Origin of the sequence: Halopseudomonas sp. Lyrl_26, assembly GCF_051948695.1 — a bacterium.
GTDB classification, from domain to species: domain Bacteria; phylum Pseudomonadota; class Gammaproteobacteria; order Pseudomonadales; family Pseudomonadaceae; genus Halopseudomonas; species Halopseudomonas formosensis.
This window is the reverse complement of record NZ_JAYJLH010000003.1, coordinates 236,096-259,383: the sequence shown is the minus strand read 5'-3', so window position 1 is coordinate 259,383 and position 23,288 is coordinate 236,096. Positions and strand designations below refer to the sequence as shown.

The window sequence follows — 23,288 nt, the reverse complement described above, 5'->3', positions numbered from 1 at the left end:
ATTATCTGCGACGGCTGCCGTTGTCAGATGCCGTACTGATCTCGATAGGCCTGCACTGCGGGCAGGTATTTGCGCAGCTGCGCGTCATCCTCAAGGAAGGCCAGAATCTGGGTCAGCGAAACGATGCTGATCACCGGCACACCGAAATCGCGCTCCACTTCCTGGATCGCCGACAGCTCCCCCTGCCCCCGCTCCTGCCGGTCCAGCGCCACCATCACCGCAGCAGGCTGCGCGCCCGCCGCCTTGATGATCTGCATGACTTCCCGGATAGCGGTGCCGGCGGTGATCACATCATCAACGATGGCCACCTTGCCCTGCAGCGGTGCCCCTACCAGCGAGCCGCCTTCACCATGATCCTTGGCTTCCTTGCGATTGAAACAGTATGGCAGATCAATATCAAAACTGTCAGCCAGGGAAATCGAGGTCGCTGCGGCCAGCGGAATTCCCTTGTAGGCGGGCCCGAAGATCATGTCGATGTCCTTGGGTCCATTGTGGATCAGTGCCTGGGCATAGTAGCGTCCCAGCCGGGCCAGACTGCCGCCGGTATTGAACAGCCCGGCATTGAAGAAGTAGGGGCTGGTACGCCCTGACTTGAGGGTAAATTCACCGAAGCGCAGTACGTTGCGATCCAGCGCAAAACGGATGAATTCCCACTGATATTCGTGCATCTATACCCTCGCGATTTAACAAATCCATATCTGGCTCAGGTATCATACACGCACGATTTTGAGGGAGCCATGTATGCGAATCATCAGTCTGAATGTCAACGGTGTCGAGGCCGCAGCGGCCCGTGGTCTGTTTGACTGGCTGCGCACGCAGGACGCTGATGTCATCTGTCTGCAGGACATCCGGGTAACCGCCCCTGAACTGGAACAGGATCCTTACTGGCTGGACGGCTACTGGCAATATTGCTTCGAGGCCGAAGTACCCAGTCAGGGCGGTGTGGCCATCTATACCCGCACCGCGCCCAAGGCCATCATCATGGGTCTGGGCTTTGAACTGGCCGACCGCTATGGCCGCTATATCCAGGCCGACTTCGACAAGGTCAGCATCGGCTGCCTGCTGCTGCCCTCCGGACGTGATGGCGATGCGAGCCTGAACCAGAAGTTCAAGTTCATGAATGACTTCACCACCTACCTGCAGAAGCAGCGCCGCAAGCGTCGCGAGTTCATCTACTGTGCCTCGCTGTACACCGCGCATCTGAAGCTGGACGTGAAGAACTGGCGCGACTGCCAGCACCAGCCCGGGTTCATGGCACCGGAGCGTGCCTGGATGGACGAGATCTTCGGCAACCTGGGGTATGTCGACGCCCTGCGCGAGGTCACCCGCGAATCCGACCTGTACAGCTGGTGGCCGGACAGCGAGCAGGCCCAGGACCTGAATCTGGGGCTGCGTTTCGACTATCACATCCTCACGCCAGGCCTGCGCCGCTTCGTCAAGCACGCCAGCATCCCGCGCAAGGTGCGCTTTTCCGAGCATGCCCCTGTCATCATCGACTACGAGTGGACCCTGAGCATCTGACCCCGGGACGGCGGCAGCCCGGCTGCCGCGCCGCTTGACCATGATCAATTACTGATCGATCGCGATACTCCAGACTGACCGGCAACGCAGTATTTCCCTTGTCCCATCGCTGCCCGACCACGGACAGCCTGCCAGTCGGAACTCGCCCATGTCTGGATTGCCCCCTGCGGATTGGGACCCCCGATCCGCCGCCGTACTTGCCGATCAACGCCACGCCTACGACCGGATGCGCGAACACTGCCCGGTCGCCTGGAGCCCCTCCGACCACTGGAGTGTCTTCCGCCACGCCGATGTCGGTCGCATCCTCGCGGACCACCACAGCTTCAGCAACCGCACCTCCCCTCACCTGTCGGTACCCAACGGCATGGATCCGCCGGAGCATACAGCCTACCGCGGGCTTATCGAGGGCTATTTCAGCGCCCCGCGCATGGCCGCCTTCGAGCCGGTATGTCGGGAGATCGCCGAAGACCTGGCGTTGAGTGCGCTGGCTCAGCCCCGGACCGAACTCATCGCCAGCTTCGCCCAGCCCTTCGCCCTGCGCATCCAGTGCGCCTTCATGGGCTGGCCACCGAGCCTGCAGGAGCCGCTGCAGAGCTGGGCAACGCGCAACAATCGCGCCACCCTGCACCAGGACCGCCCGGCCCTCGCGGCCCTGGCGGCGGAGTTCGAGGCATTGATAGGCAACCTGCTGGCCGAGCGACGCGCCAGCACCGACCCGGAGCATGACCTGACCTGTGCCCTGATGCAGGAGCAGGTCGAAGGCCGCCCTCTGAATGATCAGGAGATAGCCAGCCTGCTGCGCAACTGGACCGTGGGGGAGATAGGCACCATAGCTGCGGCGGTAGGCATCATCGCCCACTTCCTGGCCAGTGAACCCCAGGTTCAGCAGCTGCTGCGGGAGAATCCCGATCTGCTGTGGCAGGCCAACGACGAGATACTGCGTATCCACGGCCCGTTGGTGGACAATCGTCGCCGCACCACCTGCCCGGTGCAGCTGGGAGGACGGGAGATAGGCGCGGATCAGCGCATCAGCATCAACTGGCTCGCCGCCAATCGGGACCCGGCGGTATTCCCCGAGCCCGACCGCTTTTCCCTGGACCGGGACCCCGCGCTGAACCTGCTCTATGGCGCAGGCATCCACGTCTGCCCCGGGGCGCCGCTGGCGCGCATGGAGCTGGTGATCGCCATAAGGGCATTGCTGCAGCACAGCGAGCAGCTGCAGCTGGTGGAGGCACAGCCGGCGCGACTGGCAAGCTACCCGTCCAGCGGCTACGCCAGCCTGCCGCTGCAGCTGCGCTGACGCCGCGCCATCCCGGCACGGCGCGGCGCGGCGGCGGTGGGATATTACTTGATCAGGCGCAGGCAGAAGGGGTAGCGGTAGGGCGCCCCTTCATTGGCCTTGATGGCGGCGATGATCATCAGCACTATGGCGCCGACGGCCACCACCCAGATCAGCAGAAAGCCCACCGCGATCAGCATCAGCAGCACGCATACCAGGACCGCTATCAGCACCGTGATCTGGAAGTTCAGCGCCTCCTTGCCCTGCTCATCCACATAGGGATGGGTGTCCTTCTTCAGCTGCCACACAATCAGCGGACCGATCAGACTGCCGATCACCGGCAGGAAATAGCCGAGGAAGCCTGCCAGATGGGCGATCATGGCCCACATGCGGGCCTGGGAGTCAGGTTCCTGCAGCCCGGTTTCGGGCTGGTTGATATCCACCATCTCGTCACTCCTGTGTTGTCGTCTGTTCAGAGCATAGCCGATCAGCGCGGCCCGGTCAGTCCTCCAGTGCAGCCTGCTGCAGGACGAAGAGTTCCTCGATCCCCTTGCGCGCAAGATCGAGCATGGCGTTCAGCTCGTCGGGGGTGAAGGGAGCGGCCTCGGCAGTACCCTGCACTTCAATGAAGCCACCGGTGTCGGTCATCACCACGTTCAGGTCGGTTTCGGCGGTCGAGTCCTCGGGGTAGTCCAGATCAAGCACCGGCACACCCTGATAGATACCCACCGAAATCGCCGCAATCATCCGCACCGGCGGGACCTTCTTGATCAGACCACGCTGCTGCATGACCCGCAGGGCATCGACCAGGGCCACGCAGGCCCCGGTGATGGACGCCGTGCGGGTGCCGCCGTCAGCCTGGATCACGTCGCAATCAATGTAGATGGTGTTCTCGCCCAGACTCTTGAGATCAACGGCGGCCCGCAGCGCGCGCCCGATCAGCCGCTGGATCTCCAGCGTCCGACCGCCCTGCTTGCCCCGGCTGGCCTCACGCTGCATGCGTTCTCCGGTCGAACGCGGCAGCATGCCGTACTCGGCGGTGATCCAACCCTGGCCGGTGCCACGCAAAAAGCGCGGCACGCCGGCTTCGACACTGGCGGTGCAGATGACCTTGGTATCGCCGAATTCAACCAGCACCGACCCCTCGGCGTGGCGGGTGTAATGGCGGGTCAGGCTAACCTGGCGCAGCTGATCGGCGGCGCGGCCGCTGGGTCGTATCATGTCGGATTCCTTGTACAGCGTGTGTGTGCGGCGATTATACGGGGCCCGCCCCGGGGTACAACAGGCGTGTACCCCGGGCGCGACTGCCGGAGTACAATGCCGGGCGACATATATCCAGAGATCAGGAGCAGAACATGGTTTACAGCATGACGGCCTTTGCCCGCAGCGAGTCCAGCACCGACCAGGGCAGTCTGGTGTGGGAGCTGCGCTCGGTAAACCACCGTTACCTGGAAGTCAGCCTGCGCCTGCCCGAAGCCTTTCGCGACCTGGAAGGCCCCCTGCGCGAGCGGCTGCGCAAGGAAATCGCCCGCGGCAAGCTGGAGTGTACCCTGCGCTTCAATCCCAGCAGCGACAGCAGCCAGCAGCTGAGCCTGAATCAGCCACTGATTGCCCAGCTGATCGAAGCCGCCAGCCAGATCAGCAGCCAGCTCCCCGCCCCGGCACCGATCAATCCGCTGGAGCTGCTGTCCTGGCCCGGGGTGCTGGCTGGCGGCGAGGCGCAGCAGTCCGATCTGGTGAAACAGGCCGACCAGTTGTTCGGCCAGGCACTGGAACAGCTCAAGCAGAACCGTGCCCGCGAGGGCGCCGAGCTGCGCGCCCTGATCGAGGAGCGCCTGGACAGCATGGCCGAGCGTGTTGCCACCTTGCGGGAGATGATGCCGACCCTGCGCGAAGCCCACCGGCAGAAGCTGATCGACCGCTTTCAGGAGGCGAAGCTGGAGCTGGACAACACCCGCATCGAACAGGAGCTGGTGATCCTGGCGCAGAAGATCGACGTCGCCGAGGAGCTGGACCGGCTCACCACCCACATCAACGAGACCCGCAATGTACTGGCCGGCAAGGGCGCCATCGGCCGCCGCCTGGACTTTCTCATGCAGGAGTTCAACCGCGAGGCCAACACCCTGGGCTCCAAGGCCATCGACGTACGCAGCACCCAGGCTGCGGTGGACATGAAGGTGTACATCGAGCAGATGCGCGAGCAGGTGCAGAATATCGAGTGAAGGTTGCGCGGCAAGAATTAGGTCGACCAAGACACAGCCTGTCTGGAGGATGAATTTCCCTCGGCCAAGCGCGATGTCATCGCCCGGGTACTGGATTATTCTTCTGAGCCGTACAGAATATGTAGGGATGCGTTACCGATTGCGGAATCGTGGACGCCTTGCGGCTCTATGGTCGAGCTGTGGTCGCCCTTCCCAGGTCCGAACCGTCATAACGACCTTGACATGCTCAAGACTAGAGAGTCCTAGTAAACGCTATAGAGAATTTCGGTTTTCCAGTTGCTCTTGGCCACTACCAAACAGCCATAACCATTCAGCTCGGAGCGTTGAATTATCTCTTTGGCTCCGCCCAATGCATGTTTTAGCCAACCCCGTGAGAGGGACCTGCCTCCTGAGACCAGATTACTTACCAGTTCTTTGATATTCCCGTTACAGTCAATATTGGCTTCTATCATTCGCTCCACTGCATAAACGGTCCGACTATTGAAGTCTGATTTTCGAGCGGCAATGGAAGGGTCATTTCCAACGAAAAGCACAATCAAACTCAGAAGGTCATTTTTTTGTTGCTCACTCAACATGATCTGCCTCCAGGAAACTCAGGATGCTGTTTATGCTGAAGCCTTCTGTCTTCAGCACGAGAATATGTTCGTTTTGTGCGTGATGAGTGACGAAAAAAAGGCAGGAAGGATAATCACAGGCGGAGTAGAGCATGCCATTTCTGTATGGCTTTTCCGCAATTGCCGCATCCTGCGAAACACCAAATGCGCGCAGAGAAAACAACCTTTGCAAATCGGCGGGCAACTCGTCGGTAGCATCAAGCCCAAGCACATATCGCGGATAAAGCGCCAGATCAAAGCCCTCCGGCACCCCATCCTCCTCACCGCTGGTAACCCAGCCGCCCAATCTCAAAGAGTCTGAAAACCTTATGGCAGGCCCGACGCCGGCGAAAATCTTCGCTCCCGCCAGGTCCGCAGTTGGAATCGTAAGCTGGTAATAGGGACTGTAATCGATAGTCGTTAAATGTCCGGCGCTGTCAGATGCGCTGTGCGCATTTACCGCTAGCAACGCCGTCAGCGCTCCAATGATGAGAGTTTTAAACATGGCGACCCCTTGAATCAGTTTCGAAAAGCGTATTGAAACGCTGGCTAGATTCAAGAAACTCGGGGCGAAGCTGCTAACCCGATCACGAATAGGCCTATCTAACACTGCGTCTCGCTTACGACGAACCCACCATCTGCAACCCCACCACCGTCAGCACCAGGGTGGTGAGAAAGAACAGTCACCTGCACCACCGCCTGACGGAAACCGCCGCCACTGGTATCATCGGCGCTCACGCAATCCTCTGAAGAAGTCATCTTGCAGCCACTTCCCTCGCGCCTGAGCCTGTTTCGCCAGCCGGGCTTCATGCCCTTTGTCATTGCCCGCCTGCTGGCGGTGTTCGCCATGCAGATCCAGGCCATTGTCGTGGCCTGGCAGGTCTACGAGGTCACCGGCGAGCCGCTGTCGCTGGCCTGGGTCGGGCTGGCGCAGTTCGTGCCCATGCTGTTGCTGCTGATGCCGGCGGGGGATCTGATCGACCGCTACAACCGCAAGCTGATTCTCGGCCTGTCCTGGATCGGCGCCGCCGCCTGCAGCGCCATACTGCTCTGGCTGACCCTGCGCGACGAGCATGATCCGGCCTGGTTCTACGGCGCACTGGTGCTCTATGGTTGCTCCCGGGCCTTCATCGGGCCGGCGCTGCAGAGCCTGCTGCCGCAGATAGTGCCGCGCGACCAGCTGGCCCAGGCGATCGCTACCAACAGCACCATCATGCGTACCGCCACCATTCTCGGCCCGGTGATGGGCGGCGTGTTCTACGCCATCGGCGGGGGCGAGCTGACCTACGCGTTGTGCATGGTCTGCTTCGCCGGCGGACTGGCGCTGCTGAGCCGGGTACCGGTACTCTATGCCGACCGGGTGCAACTGACCGAGACCTCGGGCTGGAAGCGCTTCACCGCCGGCCTGCATTTCATCCGTACCCGGCCGATCATCCTCGGCACCATCTCGCTGGATCTGTTCGCCGTGCTGCTCGGCGGTGTGATCGCCTTGCTGCCGATTTATGCCAGCGACGTTTTGCATGTGGGCCCGGAGGGGCTGGGTCTGCTGCGCAGCGCCATGGCCATGGGTGAAATCTGCGTGGGGCTGTATCTCAGCGCCAGACCATTCAATCGCAACGTCGGCCGCACCATGTTCATCGCGGTGGCGATCTTCGGTCTGGCCAATCTGGTATTCGCCCTGTCGACGCTGTTCTGGCTGTCGTTTGCCATGCTGCTGCTGGCCGGGGCGGCGGACATGGTCAGCGTCTACATCCGCTCCACCCTGATCCAGTTCTCCACCCCGGATGCCATGCGTGGCCGGGTCAACGCGGTGAACATGCTGTTCATCGGCTCGTCCAACGAGCTGGGACACTTCCGTGCCGGCACCAGCGCCGCCTGGTTCGGTGCTGTGCCGGCGGCGCTGATCGGCGCCCTCTGCACCCTCGGCGTGGTCGCCGGCTGGACGGCGGCTTTCCGCAGCCTGCGCCAGGTCGATCGCTTCGAGGATGCCGCTGCGGCCACCGAGCAGGACACCGCCGGTCGCAGTCAATGACCTCGGCGGCGATAGGTCTTATACTTCGCGCCAGACAGAACCAATCAGGAATCAACATGACCCAGGCCTCTGGCACCCTCTACATCGTTTCCGCCCCGTCCGGTGCAGGCAAGACCACGCTGGTGAAGGCGCTGATCGATGAGATCGATACCCTGCGCGTGTCGGTCTCCCACACCACCCGGCCCATGCGCCCGGGGGAGATCGACGGGGTCAACTATCACTTCACCAGCCGCGAGCAGTTCATCAAGCAGGTCGGCGAGGGTGACTTCCTGGAACACGCCGAGGTCTTCGGCAACCTCTATGGTACGTCCCAGACCACCGTCGAACAGACCCTGGCTGCCGGTCATGACCTGATTCTGGAGATCGACTGGCAGGGCGCCCAGCAGGTGCGCCGCGCGCTGCCCCATGCGCGCTCCATCTTCATTCTGCCGCCCAGCCGCGAAGCCCTGCTGCAGCGCCTGAGCAACCGGGGTCAGGATTCGGAGGAAGTGATCGCCGCGCGCATGGCGCAGGCCACCGCGGAAATGAGTCATTACGTGGAATACGACTATATTGTCATCAACGATGACTTCCAGCAGGCGCTGGATGAGCTCAAGGCGATACTGCTGGGCAACCGCCTGACCCTGGCCCGCCAGCAGGCGCTGCATCACCGGCTGCTGAGCGCACTGTTGTCAGAATGATGGCCTAGCCCGTAAAATGTCCGGTCCTGCGTAATATTTTCGCGCATACCCGATCACCCATCTGCCGTTTCGGAGTAACACCATGGCCCGCGTCACCGTTGAAGACTGCCTGGAAAATGTAGACAACCGCTTCGAGCTGGTCATGCTGGCGACCAAGCGTGCCCGCCAGATCGCCACTGGCGGCAAGGAACCCAAGGTAGCCTGGGAAAATGACAAGCCGACCGTCGTTGCCCTGCGCGAAATCGCCGAGGGTCTGATTTCCGACGAGATCATGGCCGAGGAAGCCCTCCACGACCAGCAGGAACCCCTGTACTCGCTGGAATCCGAACTGCCGGAGTAACGCTATACGATGGCCGTGCAATCTGCATCTCATCGCCCGCCCGTCAGGCTGCAGGAGGGTTGCATGTCCGGAATTGAAGTACTCGCCGACCGGCTCGAGAGCTATCTCGAGCCCGAGCAGATCAATCAGGTGCGCCGCGCCTACTTCTATGCCGAGCAGGCCCACGACGGGCAGACCCGGCGCAGCGGCGAACCCTACGTCACCCACCCGCTCGCGGTAGCGGGCATCCTCGCCGACATGCGCCTGGACCATCAGAGCCTGATGGCTGCCATGCTGCACGACGTGATCGAGGACACCGGCATTCCCAAGGAAGCCCTGGCCGCGCAGTTCGGCGAGACCGTCGCGGATCTGGTTGACGGGGTCAGCAAGCTGACCCAGATGAAGTTCGAGAGCAAGGCAGAGGCCCAGGCCGAGAACTTCCAGAAGATGGCCCTGGCCATGGCCCAGGACATCCGCGTGATCCTGGTCAAGCTCGCCGACCGCCTGCACAACATGCGCACCCTGGGTGCGCTCAGGCCGGAAAAGAGCCGCCGCATTTCCCGCGAAACCCTCGAGATCTATGCACCCATCGCCAATCGCCTGGGCATGCACAGCCTGAGTACCGAGTTCGAGGACCTGGGCTTCAAGGCCATGTACCCCATGCGCTCGCGCATGATCGCCCAGGCCGTGCGTGACGCCCGCGGCAACCGCAAGGAGTTGCTCAACCAGATTCTCGAATCGCTGCAGGCCTGTCTGGAGCGCGCAGGTCTGCCGGGCACGGTAGTGGGCCGGGAAAAGCACCTGTACAGCATCTACGAGAAGATGCGCGAGAAGCGCCGGGCATTCAACGAGATCATGGATGTCTATGCCTTCCGCATCATCGTCGACAAGGTCGACACCTGCTACCGCGTGCTGGGTGCGGTCCATGGTCTGTACAAGCCCTTCCCGGGCCGCTTCAAGGACTACATCGCCATTCCCAAGGCCAACGGCTACCAGTCCCTGCACACCACCCTGTTCGGTCTGCATGGGGTGCCGATCGAGATCCAGATCCGCACCGAGGAAATGGAGGAAATGGCCAATAACGGCATCGCCGCCCATTGGCTGTACAAGTCCAAGGACGACGTGCTCAACGGTCAGCATGCCCGCACCCGGCAGTGGCTCAAGGGCGTGCTCGAGCTGCAACAGTCCGCCGGCAGCTCGCTGGAGTTCATCGAGAACGTCAAGATCGATCTGTTCCCGGACGAGGTCTACGTGTTCACGCCCAAGGGCCGCATCATGGAGCTGCCCAAGGGCTCGACGCCGGTGGACTTCGCCTACGCGGTGCACACCGATGTCGGCAACAGCTGCATTGCCTGCCGCATCAACCGCCGTCTGGCCCCGCTGTCCGAACCTCTGGAGAGCGGCCAGACCGTGGAAATCATCACTGCGCCCGGTGCCCGGCCGAACCCGGCCTGGCTGAGCTTTGTCACCACCGGCAAGGCACGCAGCAATATCCGCCATGCGCTCAAGCACCAGCGCCAGTCCGAGGCCATTGCCCTGGGCGAACGGCTGCTGGAGAAGGTTCTGGTCAGCTTCGAGACCAGCCTCGAGCAGATACCCGAGCAACGTATCCAGCGCGTGTTGCGCGACTACGACATGGCAACTCTGGAAGATCTGCTGGCGGACATCGGCCTGGGCAACCGCATGGCCTATGTCACCGCCCGTCGCCTGCTGAGCAACGATGCACCGGCCGAGGTGGAAGCCTCGGTGAGAAGCGAGGCGACGGCCCAGCAACCGAGCAGCGAAGAAGCGCCACTGGCAATCCGTGGCACCGAAGGAATGGTGGTCAGTTTTGCACGCTGCTGTAACCCGATTCCCGGCGACCCCATCGTCGGCTTCATCACCAGCGGCAAGGGCATGGTCATCCACCAGGAGACCTGCAGCAACCTGGCCGAACATCGGGGTAACAGCGAGAAGATCCTGCATCTGACCTGGGACAAGAACGTCAGTGGCGAATTCACTGTGGAACTGCGGGTCGAATTGGAACATCAGCGCGGCATCATCGCCCAGCTGGCGACCAGTATCACCGTCGCCGACGCCAGCATCGACAAGATCAGCGTTGACGAACGCGACGGCAAGATCAGCGTGGTGCAGCTGGCGCTGCGCGTACGCGGTCGACTGCATCTTTCGCAACTGATCAAGCGTATCCGCGCCCTGCAGGGGGTAGTGCGGATCACCCGCTTGAAGAACTGAACCCAATGGAGACCTTCATGAACAAGCAAGTCATCACCAGTGAGCACGCACCGGCCGCGATCGGTACCTACTCGCAGGCCATCAAGGTGGGTAACACTGTGTACCTGTCCGGCCAGATCCCGCTGGATCCCCAGACCATGGAAGTGGTCGAGGGCTTTGAAGCCCAGGTATGCCGCGTGTTCGACAACCTGGCCCTGGTGGCCGAAGCCGCTGGTGGCAAGCTGCAGGACATCGTCAAGCTGAACATCTTCCTCACCGACCTGAACAACTTCGCCAAGGTCAACGAGATCATGGGACGCTACTTCGAACAGCCCTATCCCGCCCGCGCCGCCATCGGCGTGGCCGCCCTGCCCAAGGGTGTGCCGGTGGAAATGGACGGCATTCTGGTCCTCGGCTGAGACCAGGGGGCGGGCTCTGCCCGCCCTCCTGCGCCGCCCCGCCCGGCGCTTCCCTTCCGCTTCCTAGCCCAGCATGCTCGAATAACCCTCCCGATAACTCGGATACTGCGGTACCCAGCCGGACTCCCGTGCCAGTGCATTGCTGCAGCGCTTGCTGCCGACTCTATTGGCCGTAGTCCCCTCATCCAACAAGACCACGCCCAGCTGCTCCGCCAGCCACTGCGCCACCTCATGCAGGGGTGCAGGCTCGTCATCCACACCCAGGTAACAGGGCGCCAGCAGCTCGCGCTTGTCTGCCTGCAGCAGCAGATGGGCCAGCAGCCCGGCAGCATCATCGCGGTGGATGCGGTTGGTGTACTGCACCGGCTCGGCCGGCACATGCAGACCACTGCGCACCTGCTCAATCAGCCGCGTGCGACCCGGTCCGTAGATACCGCCAAGGCGTACTACCGAGGCCGGGATACCACTGCGCAGCGCCACATCCTCGGCCTCGATCAGCACGGGCGCAGTGGGTGTATCCGCCAGTGCGGCGCTGTTTTCGGTCACCCATTCGCCGGCACTCTGGCCATAGACGGCGGTACTGGATACCTGCAGCAGGTGGCGCGGCGGCTGGCGGCTGTTCCTGAGCCAGCCCAGCACATGCTGCAGGCCTTCGACGTACAGGCGGCGGTACAGGTCCGCATCGCGACGCCCGGCAGCGGGGCAGTACACCAGATAATCCACTCTGGCCGGCCAGTCGGCCGGGCGCTGGGCGTCGGTCAGATCCGCGGCGATGCGGCCGAAGCCTTCCGGCAGCACCGAAGGATCCCGACGCAGGCCACTGACCTGCCAGCCCTGCTCCAGCATGCGCTGTCCCAGGACCACGCCCAGGTCCCCACAACCTGCAATAACCAGATGTTTCATCCTGATTGTTTTCCTCTATCAAGCAACCCGTTATGCTTGGTGAAAAATTTCAAGCGAGCAGTATACGACATGACCCTGACCGAACTCCGTTACATAGTGACCCTCGCCCAGGAGCAGCATTTCGGCCACGCTGCCGAGCGCTGCCATGTATCCCAGCCCACCCTCAGCGTCGGTGTGAAGAAGCTGGAGGAGGAACTGGGGGTGTTGCTGTTCGAGCGCACCAAGAGCGCAGTGCGGGTGACCCCGATCGGCGAGAAGATCGTGGCCCAGGCCCAACGGGTACTGGAGGAGGCCATGACCATCCGCGAACTGGCCAGTGCCGGCAAGGACCAGTTGTCCGCACCGCTCAAGGTGGGCGCCATCTACACCATAGGGCCTTACCTGTTCCCGCACCTGATTCCCCAGCTGCACCGGGTCGCGCCGCAGATGCCGCTGTACATCGAGGAAGACTACACCCACAACCTGCGCGACAAACTGCGCACCGGTGAGCTGGATGCCATCATTGTCGCGCTGCCGTTCAACGAGCCGGACATCCTCACCAAGCCGCTGTATGACGAACCCTTCAGCCTGCTGATCCCCGCCGATCACCCCTGGGCATCGCGCAGTCATGTCAGTCTCGACGATCTGGATGACAACCCTCTGCTGCTGCTCGGCGAGGGCCACTGCTTCCGGGAACAGGTCCTGGAAGCCTGCCCCACCACCCGCCGCAATGACGACCAGGGCAAGCACACCACCATCGAATCCAGCTCCCTGGAAACCATCCGTCACATGGTGGCCTCGGGCATGGGTATGACCGTGTTGCCGATGTCTGCAACGGATGACCGCTATTACAGCTCCGATCTGCTGCTGACCAAGCCGTTCAAGGCACCGGTGCCCTTCCGTACAGTGGCCCTCGCCTGGCGCGCCAGCTTCCCCCGGCCCAAGGCGGTGGACCTGCTCAGCGACTCGATCCGCCTGTGCTCGATCGGAACGCCTGCGACCAAGGGCTGAGACAATGCAGGCGAGCGCCGGACACACGTCACTGACGGTGCTCAAGGGCATCGGCCCGGCACTGGAAGAGAAGCTCAACCGTCTGGGTCTGCGCAGCGTGGAAGATGTCCTCTTCCATCTGCCGCTGCGCTACCAGGACCGCACCCGCGTCACCCCCATAGGCGCCCTGCGCCCCGGCCTGGACGCTGTGATCGAGGGCGTGGTGGTCGCCGCGGATGTGGTCATGGGGCGCCGGCGCAGCCTGCTGTGCCGCATTCAGGACGGCAGCGGCACCCTGAGCCTGCGGTTCTACTACTTCAGCGCCGCGCTCAAGGCCAGTCTGCAACGGGGCAGTCGCTGGCGTTGCTATGGCGAGGTGCGACCGGGCGCCTCGGGGCTGGAGATCTACCACCCGGAACTGCAGAGTCTGGACAAGCCGCAGACCGCTCCGGTGGACACCACCCTGACGCCCATCTATCCGGCCACCGAGGGCCTGTCGCAGCAGCGACTGCGGGCGCTGAGCGAAGGTGCCCTGGCCTGGCTGGCCCAGGGCAACAGCCTGCAGGAGCTGCTGCCCGAGGATCTGGTGGCCCGGTACCGCATGCCGCCGCTGCGCGAGGCCATTCGCATCCTGCATCGTCCGCCGCCGGATGTGGACCTGCAGGCCCTGGAGGAAGGCCGGCACTGGGCCCAGCATCGGCTGGCCTTCGAGGAGCTGCTGGCCCACCAGCTGACCATGCGCCGCCTGCGTGCCGAGGTACGCACGCACCGGGCACCGGTAATGCAGGCCAGCGGCGAGCTGGCCCAGGCGTATATCGAGCAGCTGGGATTCCCCCTGACCGGCGCCCAGCAGCGTGTGGCCGAAGAGATCCGTGCCGATCTGCAGCAGGCCAGCCCCATGCTGCGCCTGGTCCAGGGTGATGTGGGTGCCGGCAAGACAGTGGTCGCCGCCCTGGCCGCGCTGCAGGCACTGGAAGCCGGCTGGCAGGTAGCCCTCATGGCTCCCACCGAGATCCTCGCCGAGCAGCATTTCAACAACTTTCAGCGCTGGTTCGCGCCGCTGGGCATCTCCGTGGCCTGGATGGCCGGCAAGCTCAAGGGCAAGGCCCGGGCCAATCAGTTGCAGATGATCGCCACCGGCGAAGCGGCCATGGTGGTCGGGACCCATGCTCTGTTCCAGGACGAGGTGCAGTTCCACAACCTGGGCCTGGCGATCATCGACGAGCAGCACCGCTTCGGTGTGCAGCAGCGGCTGGCCCTGCGCGACAAGGGCGCCGCCGGACGCTTCTCCCCCCACCAGCTGATCATGACCGCCACGCCCATTCCACGGACCCTGGCGATGAGCGCCTACGCCGATCTGGACACCTCGATCCTCGACGAGCTGCCCCCGGGCCGTACCCCGATCAACACGGTACTGGTCTCCGACAGCCGCCGGGAAGAAGTCATCGAACGGGTAAGAGCCGGCTGTGCCGGGGGGCGTCAGGCCTACTGGGTCTGCACCCTGATCGAGGAATCCGAGCAGCTGCAGGCCCAGGCGGCGGAGGTCACCTGGCAGAACCTCTGCGAGCACCTGCCGGAACTGTCCATCGGCCTGATTCACGGCCGCATGAAGGCCGCCGAGAAGGCGGAGATCATGCAGGCCTTCAAGGAAGGCGATCTGCACCTGCTGGTGGCCACCACGGTGATCGAGGTGGGCGTGGACGTACCCAACGCCAGCCTGATGATCATCGAGAACCCCGAGCGCCTGGGCCTGGCCCAGCTGCACCAGCTGCGCGGCCGGGTTGGCCGGGGCAGCACCGCCAGCCACTGCGTCTTGCTGTATCAGGCCCCCCTGTCGGCACTGGGCCGGGAGCGGCTGGGCATCATGCGCGAGAGTTCGGACGGCTTCGTGATCGCCGAGAAGGATCTGGAACTGCGCGGCCCCGGTGAAGTGCTGGGCACACGCCAGACCGGGCTGGTGCAGTTCCGTGTCGCCGACCTGGTCCGCGATGCCGATCTGCTGCCGCTGGTGCAGCAGGCTGCCGCCGATATCGGCGAGCGCCATCCGCAACGGGCAGCCGCCATCATCGACCGCTGGCTCGCCCATGGACAACAGTTTGCCCAGGTATGAGCCGGCGTCATTGCCGCATGCTAAGATCGACCCAGCCCCATTCGGAGAAGGACGCACGATGATAGCCCACGCCACCCTGCCGGACCTGCTGGAAAAACAGCTGCAGCGCCAGGCCATTGCCTATCAGCTGCGCCCACTTCATGAAGCCGGTGCTGCCGGCCAGTGCATAGAGGCCTGCCTGCTCTCCGACAGCCAGGGCGCCCTGCTCACCCTGATTCCCTCCGATCATCTGCTGGATCTGCGCCGACTGAGCGAGCTCAGCGACCGTCCCCTGCAGCCGGTACGTGACAAGCAGCTGCAGCAGATCCTGACGCAGTACCAGCTTACCTACCTCCCCGGGCTGCCCATGCTGGTGGATGCGCCCTGCATGATCGAGCAGAGCCTGCTGAATCAGCCCAGGGTGTGGCTGCCCGCCGGATTGTCCGGCTGGTGTCTGGAGCTGGACAACCAGGCCCTGCGGGCCCTGGCGGCCTCGGCAACCGCCGCCTCCTTCGCCGTCCCCCTGAACAGCATCCACTGCAGCGCCGAGGATCCGGAGCAGGATAACGAAGATATCAACACGGCGGTGAAGAACTTCACCGCCCTGCGCATACGCCAGCGACTCGAGGAAACCATAGAGGTACCGCCACTGCCCAGCACCACACAGCGGATCATGGCATTGCGGGTGAAACCCGACATCACCGTGCAGCAGCTGACCGACGTGGTCGAGACCGACCCCAGCCTGGCCGCCCAGGTGGTCAGCTGGGCCTCTTCGTCTTACTACGCCGCCCCCGGAAGGATACGCTCGGTGGAGGACGCCATCGTCCGAGTGCTGGGCTTCGATCTGGTTTTCAACCTGTCCATCGGCTTGGCTCTGGGCAAGACCTTCAGCCTGCCCAGGGATGCACCGGAACGCACCACACCCTACTGGGAGCAGGCCATCTACACCGCGGCGGTGATCGAAGGTCTGGCCCGCCTGGTACCGCGGGATCGCCGCCCGGAGCTGGGACTGAGCTATCTGGCCGGTCTGCTGCACAACTTCGGCTACCTGCTGCTGGCGTATATCTTCCCGCCGCATTTCCAACTCATCTGCCGGCATATGGAGGCCAACCCCCACGTGCCGGCTTGGCTGGTGGACCAGCATCTGCTCGCAGTCAATCGGGACCAGATCGGCAGCTGGCTCATGCGCTACTGGGACATGCCGCTGGAGATATGCACCGCCATCCGACATCAGCATGACCCGCATTACGATGGCGAACATCACGAGTACGCCAATCTGGTCTATCTGAGTCTGGCGCTGCTGCGCGAGCGGGACCTCGGCAGTGGGCCGCTGATGGAAATGCCGCAGGGGCTGTTTGATCGCATCGGGATCACGCCGGAGCAGGCGCAGCGGGCGGTAGACAAGGTACTGGATGCGCGGGACGCATTGCGCAAACTGGTCAACGAATTCCGGCTCGGCTCGGAACGCAAGGTCTGAACGCCGGGGGCGCTGAGCCCCCGGCCTGTCGATCAGTTAACCGAGTCTTTCAGCCCCTTGCCGGGTTTAAAGGCGACGGTATTGCTCGCCTTGATCTTGACCGGCTCGCCGGTCTGCGGGTTCTTGCCGGTACGGGCGCCACGGTGACGCTGCATGAAGGTGCCGAATCCGACAAGGGTAACGGTATCCTTGCGGCTCAGTGCCTGGGTGATTTCATCGAGAATCGCGTTCAGCGCGCGGTTTGCCTGCTCCCTGCTCAGGTCAGCCTTTTCGGCAATGGCCGCTGCGAGTTCCGGTTTACGCATATAAAGCCTCACTATGTGTTGTTTTTGTTTTTCGCTGCCTCCGCAGCCCTGCTGATCCAGCCTGCCCTACCTGGCTTGCGGCTGTCGAGCTCGCACAGCATCGCACGACTCGCGCACCTGCGCCAGCCAAAACCCGCCTGACAATTGCGGTTTGTCGCCCGTTTCACTTGAAACAGTCAGGAATGTCTCAACCCGAATCACGGCTGATGAGTTCGAAATCCTCCTTTCCCACTCCGCAATCGGGACATTGCCAGTCATTGGGAACATCTTCCCAGCGGGTTCCGGGCGCGATCCCATCTTCCGGCCAGCCTGTGGCTTCATCATAGATGAAGCCACAGACAATGCATTGCCATCTGCTCATGAGTCGGTATCCCCCAAGTGTCCACTGACAGGGTAATCCCCCTGAGGCGACTCCGCCACCTGGCACTGTGAGCGTCTGCAGCTGCAATCGTGCTACCCTCTGCGTTCGCTTACCACACCCTTTGCAGAGTTTGTTCATGTTTCCCGATTGGCACCCGGCACCGACCCACCCACGCAGACCGGACGGCCTGCTGTTCGACTGGTTGTGCGATGAGGGCTCCCTTACCCGCCGGCTGATGGCCGCCGGGCAGGACGATTTCCGGGTCGAGGTTCTGCTGCAGGAACACCAGCCGGCACGCCCGGACGAGGCCGCAGCACTGGGCCTGGACGCTGGCCAGCCATTGTGGGTACGCGAGGTACTGCTGCACACGGCGGGTGCACCGCGGGTGTTCGCTCGCACGGTCGCCGACCTGCAGGCATTCAATGCCGCCGGGGTACACCTGGAGAACCTCGGCAGTCGCAGTCTCGGTCAGCTGCTGTTCAGTGACCCGCGCATCCAGCGTGAGCCGATCGAGATCAGCCTCTACCCCGCCGCCTGGCTGCCCGCGCCCCGGCGCACCGAAGGCTGCTGGGCCCGGCGCTCGCGGTTTCGCAGCGACCGTCTGCAATTGCTGGTGTGTGAAGTCTTTCTTCCCGGCTGGCCGCGCCCGGCCTGATCAATCACCCCGTTTTCTGGAGACTATTGTGACCGGCCTGCTGATCAAACCCCTGACCCGCCTCCACCCGCGGGCTATCGACTTCATCCAACTGATGCGTCTGGACCGCCCGATCGGCATCTATCTGCTGCTCTGGCCCACACTGTGCGCTCTCTGGCTGGCCGCCGACGGCTTCCCCGACCCGGTGCTGCTGGCGGTGTTCGTGGCGGGCGTGGTGCTGATGCGTTCGGCCGGCTGCGCCATCAACGACTTCGCCGACCGCAAGGTCGACGGCCATGTCAGTCGTACCCGCAACCGCCCCCTGGCCACCGGCCGGGTTACCGCCCGCGAGACGCTGATCACCTTTGCCATCCTGGTTGCCCTCAGCGCCTCGCTGCTGCTGCTGACCAACCTGCTGACCTTCAAGCTGTCCCTGGTCGCGGTCGCCCTGGCCACCGTCTATCCGTTCTGCAAGCGCTTCACCTTCTACCCCCAGGTGGTGCTTGGAGCCGCCTATTCCATGGCCATTCCCATGGCCTTCGCCGCCCAGTCCGGCGAGTTGCCGATGGCGCTGTGGATACTCTACATCGCCAACCTGCTGTGGACCGTGGCCTACGATACCGAATACGCCATGTGCGACCGTCCGGATGATCTGCTGATCGGGGTCAAGTCCACCGCCATCCTGTTCGGTGAGGCGGACCGGCTGATGGTCGGCCTGCTGCAGGGGCTGACCCTGCTGTGCCTGCTGCTGGTGGGCAGCCGCTTTTCCCTGGGGCTCTACTATTATCTGGGCATGCTGGCGATGCTGCTGAGCTTTGCCTGGCAGCACTGGCTGATCCGCGCGCGCGAGCCCCAGGCCTGCCTGGCTGCCTTCCTGTCCAATCACTGGAGCGGCATGCTGCTGTTCGCCGGTCTGGCGCTGCATTTCCATCTGGGCTGAAGGGTCCGGCGGGGCGGAGTCATACAACTGCAATAAAAGTGTTATCTAATCGGTAGGTCAGACATGCAACTGGATGGAGCACCATGGCAGAGAAGACCATACTGATAGTTGACGACGAAGCCCCGATCCGGGAGATGATTGCCGTTGCGCTGGAGATGGCCGGATACCACTGCCTGGAAGCGGAAAACACCCAGCAGGCCCACGCCGCCATCATCGACTCGCGTCCCGATCTCATCCTGCTGGACTGGATGCTGCCCGGCACCAGCGGCATCGAGCTGGCGCGGCGCCTGAAACGTGACGAGCTGACCAGCGACATCCCCATCATCATGCTCACCGCCAAGGGCGAGGAGGATAACAAGGTCCAGGGACTGGAAGTCGGCGCTGATGACTACATTACCAAGCCCTTCTCGCCCCGGGAGCTGGTCGCCCGCCTGAAGGCCGTGCTGCGCCGTGCCGGCGCCCTGGACGATGAAACACCCATCGAGGTCGGTGGTCTGTGCCTGGATCCGGTCAGCCATCGGGTAACCATCGACGATACTCCTGCGGAGATCGGCCCCACCGAGTACCGCCTGCTGCAGTTCTTCATGACCCACCAGGAGCGTGCCTACACCCGCAGTCAGCTGCTGGACCAGGTCTGGGGCGGCAATGTTTACGTGGAGGAACGCACCGTGGATGTGCATATCCGTCGTCTGCGCAAGGCGCTGGGCAGCCCCTACGATGGTCTCGTGCAGACGGTGCGGGGCACCGGCTACCGCTTTTCCACGAAGTTCTGACGGTTAATACATGGTACCGCCACGCCACGGGAACAGGACGCACAGGTGAAAAACAACTGGCTCATTTCGACCACCGGTGGTCTGCTCTGGGTACTGCTGCCCTGCCTGATCATCGGCCTGATCCTGGGCCAGCCGGTCTGGGCGCTGGTAATCGGCCTGACCCTGTATCTGGCCTACACCCTGTGGCAGACGCAACGCCTGCAGGCCTGGCTGAACCAGCGCCCTGGAGAGCCGCCACCGGAGGCCAGAGGTCCCTGGGGCGCGGTGTTCGACGAAATCTACCGCATGCAGCGCCGTGATCAACGCGCCCGGGCTCGCCTTGAGGCCATCATAGCGCGCATCCAGACCTCCACCGCAGCCCTGCGCGACGGGGTGGTGATGCTCGATCAGGAAGGTCATCTGGCCTGGTGGAACCACGCCGCCGAGCAGCTGCTGGGCCTGCGCGCGCCCGACAGCGGCCAGCATGTGCACAACCTGCTGCGCGATCCGCGTTTCGTCGAGTATTTCGACCAGGCGGACTACCGCGAGCCGCTGAATATCCAGTCCCCGCTGAGCATCACGACCTGGCTGCAGTACAACATCACCCGCTATGGCGATGGCGAGCGCCTGATCCTGGTGCGCGACATCACCCGGCTGCATAACCTGGAGCAGATGCGCAAGGACTTCGTGGCCAATGTTTCCCACGAACTGCGCACCCCGCTGACGGTGCTGGTGGGTTATCTGGAAACCATGCTCGACAATGCCGAAGGCCCGCAGTCCCGCTGGATCCGCCCCTTGCAGCAGATGCAGCAGCAGGCCAGCCGCATGCAGAGTCTGCTCAACGACCTGCTGATGCTGTCCCGTCTGGAAACCTCGGATGCCCGGGTCGAGGAAAAACCGGTGGCAATCGACCGCATGCTGACCGAGATCCGCAAGGACGCCCTGGCCCTGTCCGGCGAGCGCCGGCATGAGATTACCCTGGAGATTACCAGCCCGGCGACGCTCAAGGGTCTGGAGACGGAGCTGCGCAGCGCCATCTCCAATCTGGTCTACAACGCGGTGAAGTACACCCAGGACGGGGGCCGCATTCACATCAGCTGGTCACGGGACGACCAGGGTGCGCGCCTGAGCGTAGCGGACAACGGGCCGGGCATTCCCAGGGAACATCTGCACCGGCTGACCGAACGCTTCTATCGGGTGGATTCCAGCCGCAACAGCACCACCGGCGGCACCGGTCTGGGACTGGCCATCGTCAAGCATGTGATGATGCGACATCAGGGCTCGCTGCAGATCAGCAGCTCCCCCGGCCAGGGCAGTACCTTTACCTGCGTGTTTCCACCGGAGCGCCTGCTGGATCCATCCTGATCACCCCGCCGCAGCGATCAGCAGCGACAGGCTTTCCAGCTTGGCGGGGTCCTGATCGACGAAACGTATGGTCACCAGCACCCACTCGCTTTCCAGCCGATCCTCCAGCGCCGACAGGGCGTGCAAGTAGCCATTGATGCGCACCACAGCATCCTCGTCACCCTGCTCCATATCCAGCACCGCGCTCTCGAACAGGGAAGGCAGCCGCTCGTTGCGTCGCACCAGCAACTGCGCATCACGCAGGCTCAGGCGGCGGATGACGCAGGGCAGCTGCACCTCGGCCAGGCGCAGCTGAGCCCGTACCGGGGAGCGCAGCTGCACTTCCCGATGATCTTCCTGCGCACCGGCGCCGGGGCGTGCCGTGGTGGCGGGGGCTGAGGACTGGCGGGAGCCAAGCAGGGCACTCACGGATTCCTGGGCATGCCCGACGCTGGTCTGCACCGGGCGACTGCGCAGCAGCTCCAGCTTGCCGACCCTGTGCAGCGCCTTGCTCACCTTGGAAATCAGTTGTTCATTGCTGAAGGGCTTGCCTACGTAGTCACTGACACCGGCCTGAATGGCCTGAACCACGTTGTCCCGGTCACCACGGCTGGTGACCATGATGAAGGGTGTCTTCTGCTGACCCGGCTGGCCGCGGAACCACTCGAGCAGTTCCAGCCCGCTCATTTCGGGCATTTCCCAATCGCACAGGATCAGGTCGAAGGATGTGCGGGCGAGCAACTGCCGCGCCTTGCTGCCATTCACCGCCTCCTCGATCTGCAGACCGGGAAAGTGACTGCGCAGGGCCTTCTTGATCAGATCCCGGATGAAGGGCGCATCATCCACCACCAGCGCCGACACTTTAGCCATGAAGCTTCTCTCAATCAGTTACCGGCCAAGCTTAGCGCAGACTGATGTCGGAAACCCAGCACCGGCGCGCCGGATAATGCCTGGAAAGGGGAGCGGAGGTGATGCCTGGCATCACCTCCCTGGTGATTACAGCTTGCCGGTCAGGGCGTTGAGGAACAGCTGGCGATACTCGCCGGCGTCGAGCTGGCGGGCGTTGGTGCGGGAGGTCACATCCTTCACCGACATCTCGCCGATCAGGTCGGCACGACTGTCATCCACACCGATCTCGGCCAGGGTATGCGGCAGCTCCAGCTCCGCACGCAGATCCAGCACCCAGTCCAGCAGACCGTTGAAGTCGGTGTGCGGCAGCCCCAGATAACGGGCGGCACGGGCCGCCTCCGCCTCGATGGCCGGGCGATTCATCTGCAGGACATAGGGCATCATGATGGCGTTGAGCAGGCCGTGGTGGGAGTCATACAGGGCTCCGACGCTGTGGGACACGGCATGGATGGCCCCCAGTCCACGCTGGAACGCGGTGGCGCCCATGCTCGAGGCGACCAGCATCTGCAGACGCGCATCCATGTCCTGACCATTGCGTACCGCACGGGGCAGATACTCCTTGACCAGACGCATGCCTTCCAGCGCAATGCCCTCGGCCATCGGGTGGTAGGTGGGGGCCAGGAAGGCTTCCAGGTTGTGCGCCAGCGCATCCATACCGGTGGCCGCGGTCAGCTTCGGCGGCAGCCCCAGGGTCAGCTCGGGATCCAGGATCACCGTGGCAGGCAGCATCCGCGGATGGAAGATGATGCGCTTGGTGTGATTTTCCTCGTCGGTGATCACCGCAGCGTTACCCACCTCCGAGCCGGTACCGGCAGTGGTGGGAACAGCCACCACGGGCAGCATGCGCGACGCATCCACATTGGCCGGGTTGCGGGCTTCCCAGAGGGAGATTTCCTGGTGGGCCACCAGGGCGACGGTCTTGGCCGCATCGATGGCCGAGCCGCCGCCGAAGGCGATGACCCCGTCATGGTTGCCGGCCTTCAGCGCAGCCACACCATCCAGAACGTTGGTGCCGGTGGGGTTGCCCTTCACCGCACTGAACAGCCCGACCTGCAGACCGGCGTCCCGGCAGACCTGCAGTGCCTGCTCCACGATCGGCAACGAAGCCAGGCCCGGATCGGTGATCAGCAGGGGAGCCTGCATGCCCAGCTGCCTGCAGCACTTGCCCAGCTCCTGCAGACGGCCCGCGCCTACACGTACGTTGGTGGGATAGCTCCAATTGTTGTTGTAGGATGCGATTTCCATGTAGTCTCCATTACTCGGGTAGGGGTCGGTGGTCATTCAGATTGCCACAGCGACCTGCTCGGGACATATTCTATTTATGTATCG

25 protein-coding genes are annotated in these 23,288 nt (G+C 63.3%); 15 read left to right on the top strand and 10 right to left on the bottom strand.

Going from position 1 to position 23,288, the window contains the following annotated elements:
• Positions 1–23: 23 nt before the first annotated feature.
• Positions 24–668, bottom strand: a complete 645-nt coding sequence (gene pyrE, locus VF673_RS06410) for an orotate phosphoribosyltransferase (protein ID WP_090540422.1) — start codon at positions 666–668, stop codon at positions 24–26.
• Between the two features lie 73 nt (positions 669–741).
• On the opposite strand from pyrE, the gene VF673_RS06405 reads away from it, so the two are divergent.
• Positions 742–1,521 carry an exodeoxyribonuclease III gene (locus VF673_RS06405; protein WP_090540423.1) on the top strand — a complete coding sequence of 260 codons (780 nt, stop codon included), beginning with the start codon at positions 742–744 and terminating at the stop codon, positions 1,519–1,521.
• A gap of 148 nt (positions 1,522–1,669) precedes the next feature.
• Positions 1,670–2,821 (top strand): cytochrome P450, encoded by a 1,152-nt coding sequence (locus VF673_RS06400; protein WP_440291303.1) that lies wholly within the window; start codon positions 1,670–1,672, stop codon positions 2,819–2,821.
• A 44-nt stretch (positions 2,822–2,865) separates the two neighbouring features.
• Here VF673_RS06400 and VF673_RS06395 read toward each other — a convergent pair whose 3' ends face one another.
• Complete coding sequence (locus tag VF673_RS06395; RefSeq protein ID WP_440291393.1) at positions 2,866–3,237, bottom strand: DUF4870 domain-containing protein; 372 nt, start codon at positions 3,235–3,237, stop codon at positions 2,866–2,868.
• Between the two features lie 64 nt (positions 3,238–3,301).
• Positions 3,302–4,021 (bottom strand): ribonuclease PH, encoded by a 720-nt coding sequence (gene rph, locus VF673_RS06390; RefSeq protein WP_440291302.1) that lies wholly within the window; start codon positions 4,019–4,021, stop codon positions 3,302–3,304.
• Positions 4,022–4,155: 134 nt separating this feature from the next.
• On the opposite strand from rph, the gene VF673_RS06385 reads away from it, so the two are divergent.
• Positions 4,156–5,022 carry a YicC/YloC family endoribonuclease gene (locus VF673_RS06385; RefSeq protein WP_090540431.1) on the top strand — a complete coding sequence of 289 codons (867 nt, stop codon included), beginning with the start codon at positions 4,156–4,158 and terminating at the stop codon, positions 5,020–5,022.
• Between the two features lie 242 nt (positions 5,023–5,264).
• On the opposite strand, the gene VF673_RS06380 is transcribed toward VF673_RS06385, so the two are convergent.
• A complete protein-coding gene (locus tag VF673_RS06380) occupies positions 5,265–5,597 on the bottom strand; it encodes a hypothetical protein (protein ID WP_320331443.1) in 333 nt (110 codons plus the stop codon).
• A complete protein-coding gene (locus tag VF673_RS06375) occupies positions 5,587–6,120 on the bottom strand; it encodes a hypothetical protein (protein ID WP_090539310.1) in 534 nt (177 codons plus the stop codon). The genes VF673_RS06380 and VF673_RS06375 overlap by 11 nt, the downstream gene beginning before the upstream one ends.
• Positions 6,121–6,375: 255 nt before the next feature.
• Between VF673_RS06375 and VF673_RS06370 the strand changes: the two genes are divergently transcribed.
• The 5 genes from VF673_RS06370 to VF673_RS06350 all read left to right on the top strand — a co-directional run bounded on the left by VF673_RS06370 (position 6,376) and on the right by VF673_RS06350 (position 11,276).
• Positions 6,376–7,647: an MFS transporter gene (locus tag VF673_RS06370; protein WP_440291301.1), complete on the top strand. Its 1,272-nt coding sequence runs from the start codon at positions 6,376–6,378 to the stop codon at positions 7,645–7,647.
• Between the two features lie 56 nt (positions 7,648–7,703).
• The gene (gmk, locus tag VF673_RS06365) at positions 7,704–8,327 is read left to right on the top strand and encodes a guanylate kinase (RefSeq protein WP_440291300.1); all 624 of its coding nucleotides are present in this window, start codon (positions 7,704–7,706) and stop codon (positions 8,325–8,327) included.
• 82 nt (positions 8,328–8,409) lie between these two features.
• Positions 8,410–8,667 carry a DNA-directed RNA polymerase subunit omega gene (gene rpoZ, locus VF673_RS06360; protein ID WP_090539316.1) on the top strand — a complete coding sequence of 86 codons (258 nt, stop codon included), beginning with the start codon at positions 8,410–8,412 and terminating at the stop codon, positions 8,665–8,667.
• Between the two features lie 63 nt (positions 8,668–8,730).
• The gene (gene spoT, locus VF673_RS06355) at positions 8,731–10,878 is read left to right on the top strand and encodes a bifunctional GTP diphosphokinase/guanosine-3',5'-bis pyrophosphate 3'-pyrophosphohydrolase (RefSeq protein ID WP_090539318.1); all 2,148 of its coding nucleotides are present in this window, start codon (positions 8,731–8,733) and stop codon (positions 10,876–10,878) included.
• Between the two features lie 17 nt (positions 10,879–10,895).
• Positions 10,896–11,276 (top strand): RidA family protein, encoded by a 381-nt coding sequence (locus tag VF673_RS06350; RefSeq protein ID WP_090539588.1) that lies wholly within the window; start codon positions 10,896–10,898, stop codon positions 11,274–11,276.
• 63 nt (positions 11,277–11,339) lie between these two features.
• Here VF673_RS06350 and VF673_RS06345 read toward each other — a convergent pair whose 3' ends face one another.
• A complete protein-coding gene (locus VF673_RS06345) occupies positions 11,340–12,179 on the bottom strand; it encodes an NAD-dependent epimerase/dehydratase family protein (RefSeq protein ID WP_440291299.1) in 840 nt (279 codons plus the stop codon).
• A gap of 69 nt (positions 12,180–12,248) precedes the next feature.
• Between VF673_RS06345 and VF673_RS06340 the strand changes: the two genes are divergently transcribed.
• The 3 genes from VF673_RS06340 to VF673_RS06330 are packed head-to-tail and all read left to right on the top strand — an operon-like array spanning position 12,249 to position 16,714.
• On the top strand, positions 12,249–13,169 hold the full coding sequence (locus tag VF673_RS06340) for a LysR substrate-binding domain-containing protein (protein WP_440291298.1): 921 nt from the start codon (positions 12,249–12,251) through the stop codon (positions 13,167–13,169).
• Between the two features lie 4 nt (positions 13,170–13,173).
• The gene (recG, locus tag VF673_RS06335) at positions 13,174–15,258 is read left to right on the top strand and encodes an ATP-dependent DNA helicase RecG (RefSeq protein ID WP_440291297.1); all 2,085 of its coding nucleotides are present in this window, start codon (positions 13,174–13,176) and stop codon (positions 15,256–15,258) included.
• A gap of 58 nt (positions 15,259–15,316) precedes the next feature.
• Positions 15,317–16,714, top strand: a complete 1,398-nt coding sequence (locus VF673_RS06330; RefSeq protein WP_440291296.1) for an HDOD domain-containing protein — start codon at positions 15,317–15,319, stop codon at positions 16,712–16,714.
• A 32-nt stretch (positions 16,715–16,746) separates the two neighbouring features.
• Here the strand turns inward: VF673_RS06330 and VF673_RS06325 are convergent, their stop codons facing one another.
• Together VF673_RS06325 and VF673_RS06320 are read right to left on the bottom strand one after the other, a co-directional pair.
• On the bottom strand, positions 16,747–17,019 hold the full coding sequence (locus VF673_RS06325; protein WP_440291295.1) for an HU family DNA-binding protein: 273 nt from the start codon (positions 17,017–17,019) through the stop codon (positions 16,747–16,749).
• A gap of 187 nt (positions 17,020–17,206) precedes the next feature.
• Entirely contained in the window at positions 17,207–17,380 is a 174-nt protein-coding gene (locus VF673_RS06320) for a rubredoxin (protein WP_440291294.1), read from the bottom strand.
• A gap of 136 nt (positions 17,381–17,516) precedes the next feature.
• Here VF673_RS06320 and VF673_RS06315 point away from each other — a divergent pair, with 136 nt between their 5' ends.
• The 4 genes from VF673_RS06315 to phoR all read left to right on the top strand — a co-directional run bounded on the left by VF673_RS06315 (position 17,517) and on the right by phoR (position 21,071).
• Entirely contained in the window at positions 17,517–18,035 is a 519-nt protein-coding gene (locus tag VF673_RS06315) for a chorismate--pyruvate lyase family protein (protein WP_320331448.1), read from the top strand.
• 28 nt (positions 18,036–18,063) lie between these two features.
• A complete protein-coding gene (gene ubiA / locus VF673_RS06310) occupies positions 18,064–18,954 on the top strand; it encodes a 4-hydroxybenzoate octaprenyltransferase (protein WP_320331449.1) in 891 nt (296 codons plus the stop codon).
• Positions 18,955–19,037: 83 nt separating this feature from the next.
• Positions 19,038–19,727 carry a phosphate regulon transcriptional regulator PhoB gene (gene phoB, locus VF673_RS06305; RefSeq protein ID WP_440291293.1) on the top strand — a complete coding sequence of 230 codons (690 nt, stop codon included), beginning with the start codon at positions 19,038–19,040 and terminating at the stop codon, positions 19,725–19,727.
• A gap of 45 nt (positions 19,728–19,772) precedes the next feature.
• A complete protein-coding gene (gene phoR, locus VF673_RS06300) occupies positions 19,773–21,071 on the top strand; it encodes a phosphate regulon sensor histidine kinase PhoR (protein WP_440291292.1) in 1,299 nt (432 codons plus the stop codon).
• Here phoR and VF673_RS06295 read toward each other — a convergent pair whose 3' ends face one another.
• Together VF673_RS06295 and VF673_RS06290 are read right to left on the bottom strand one after the other, a co-directional pair.
• A complete protein-coding gene (locus VF673_RS06295) occupies positions 21,072–21,920 on the bottom strand; it encodes a response regulator (RefSeq protein ID WP_090539341.1) in 849 nt (282 codons plus the stop codon).
• A gap of 126 nt (positions 21,921–22,046) precedes the next feature.
• Positions 22,047–23,204, bottom strand: a complete 1,158-nt coding sequence (locus VF673_RS06290) for an iron-containing alcohol dehydrogenase (protein WP_440291291.1) — start codon at positions 23,202–23,204, stop codon at positions 22,047–22,049.
• Positions 23,205–23,288 lie beyond the last annotated feature (84 nt).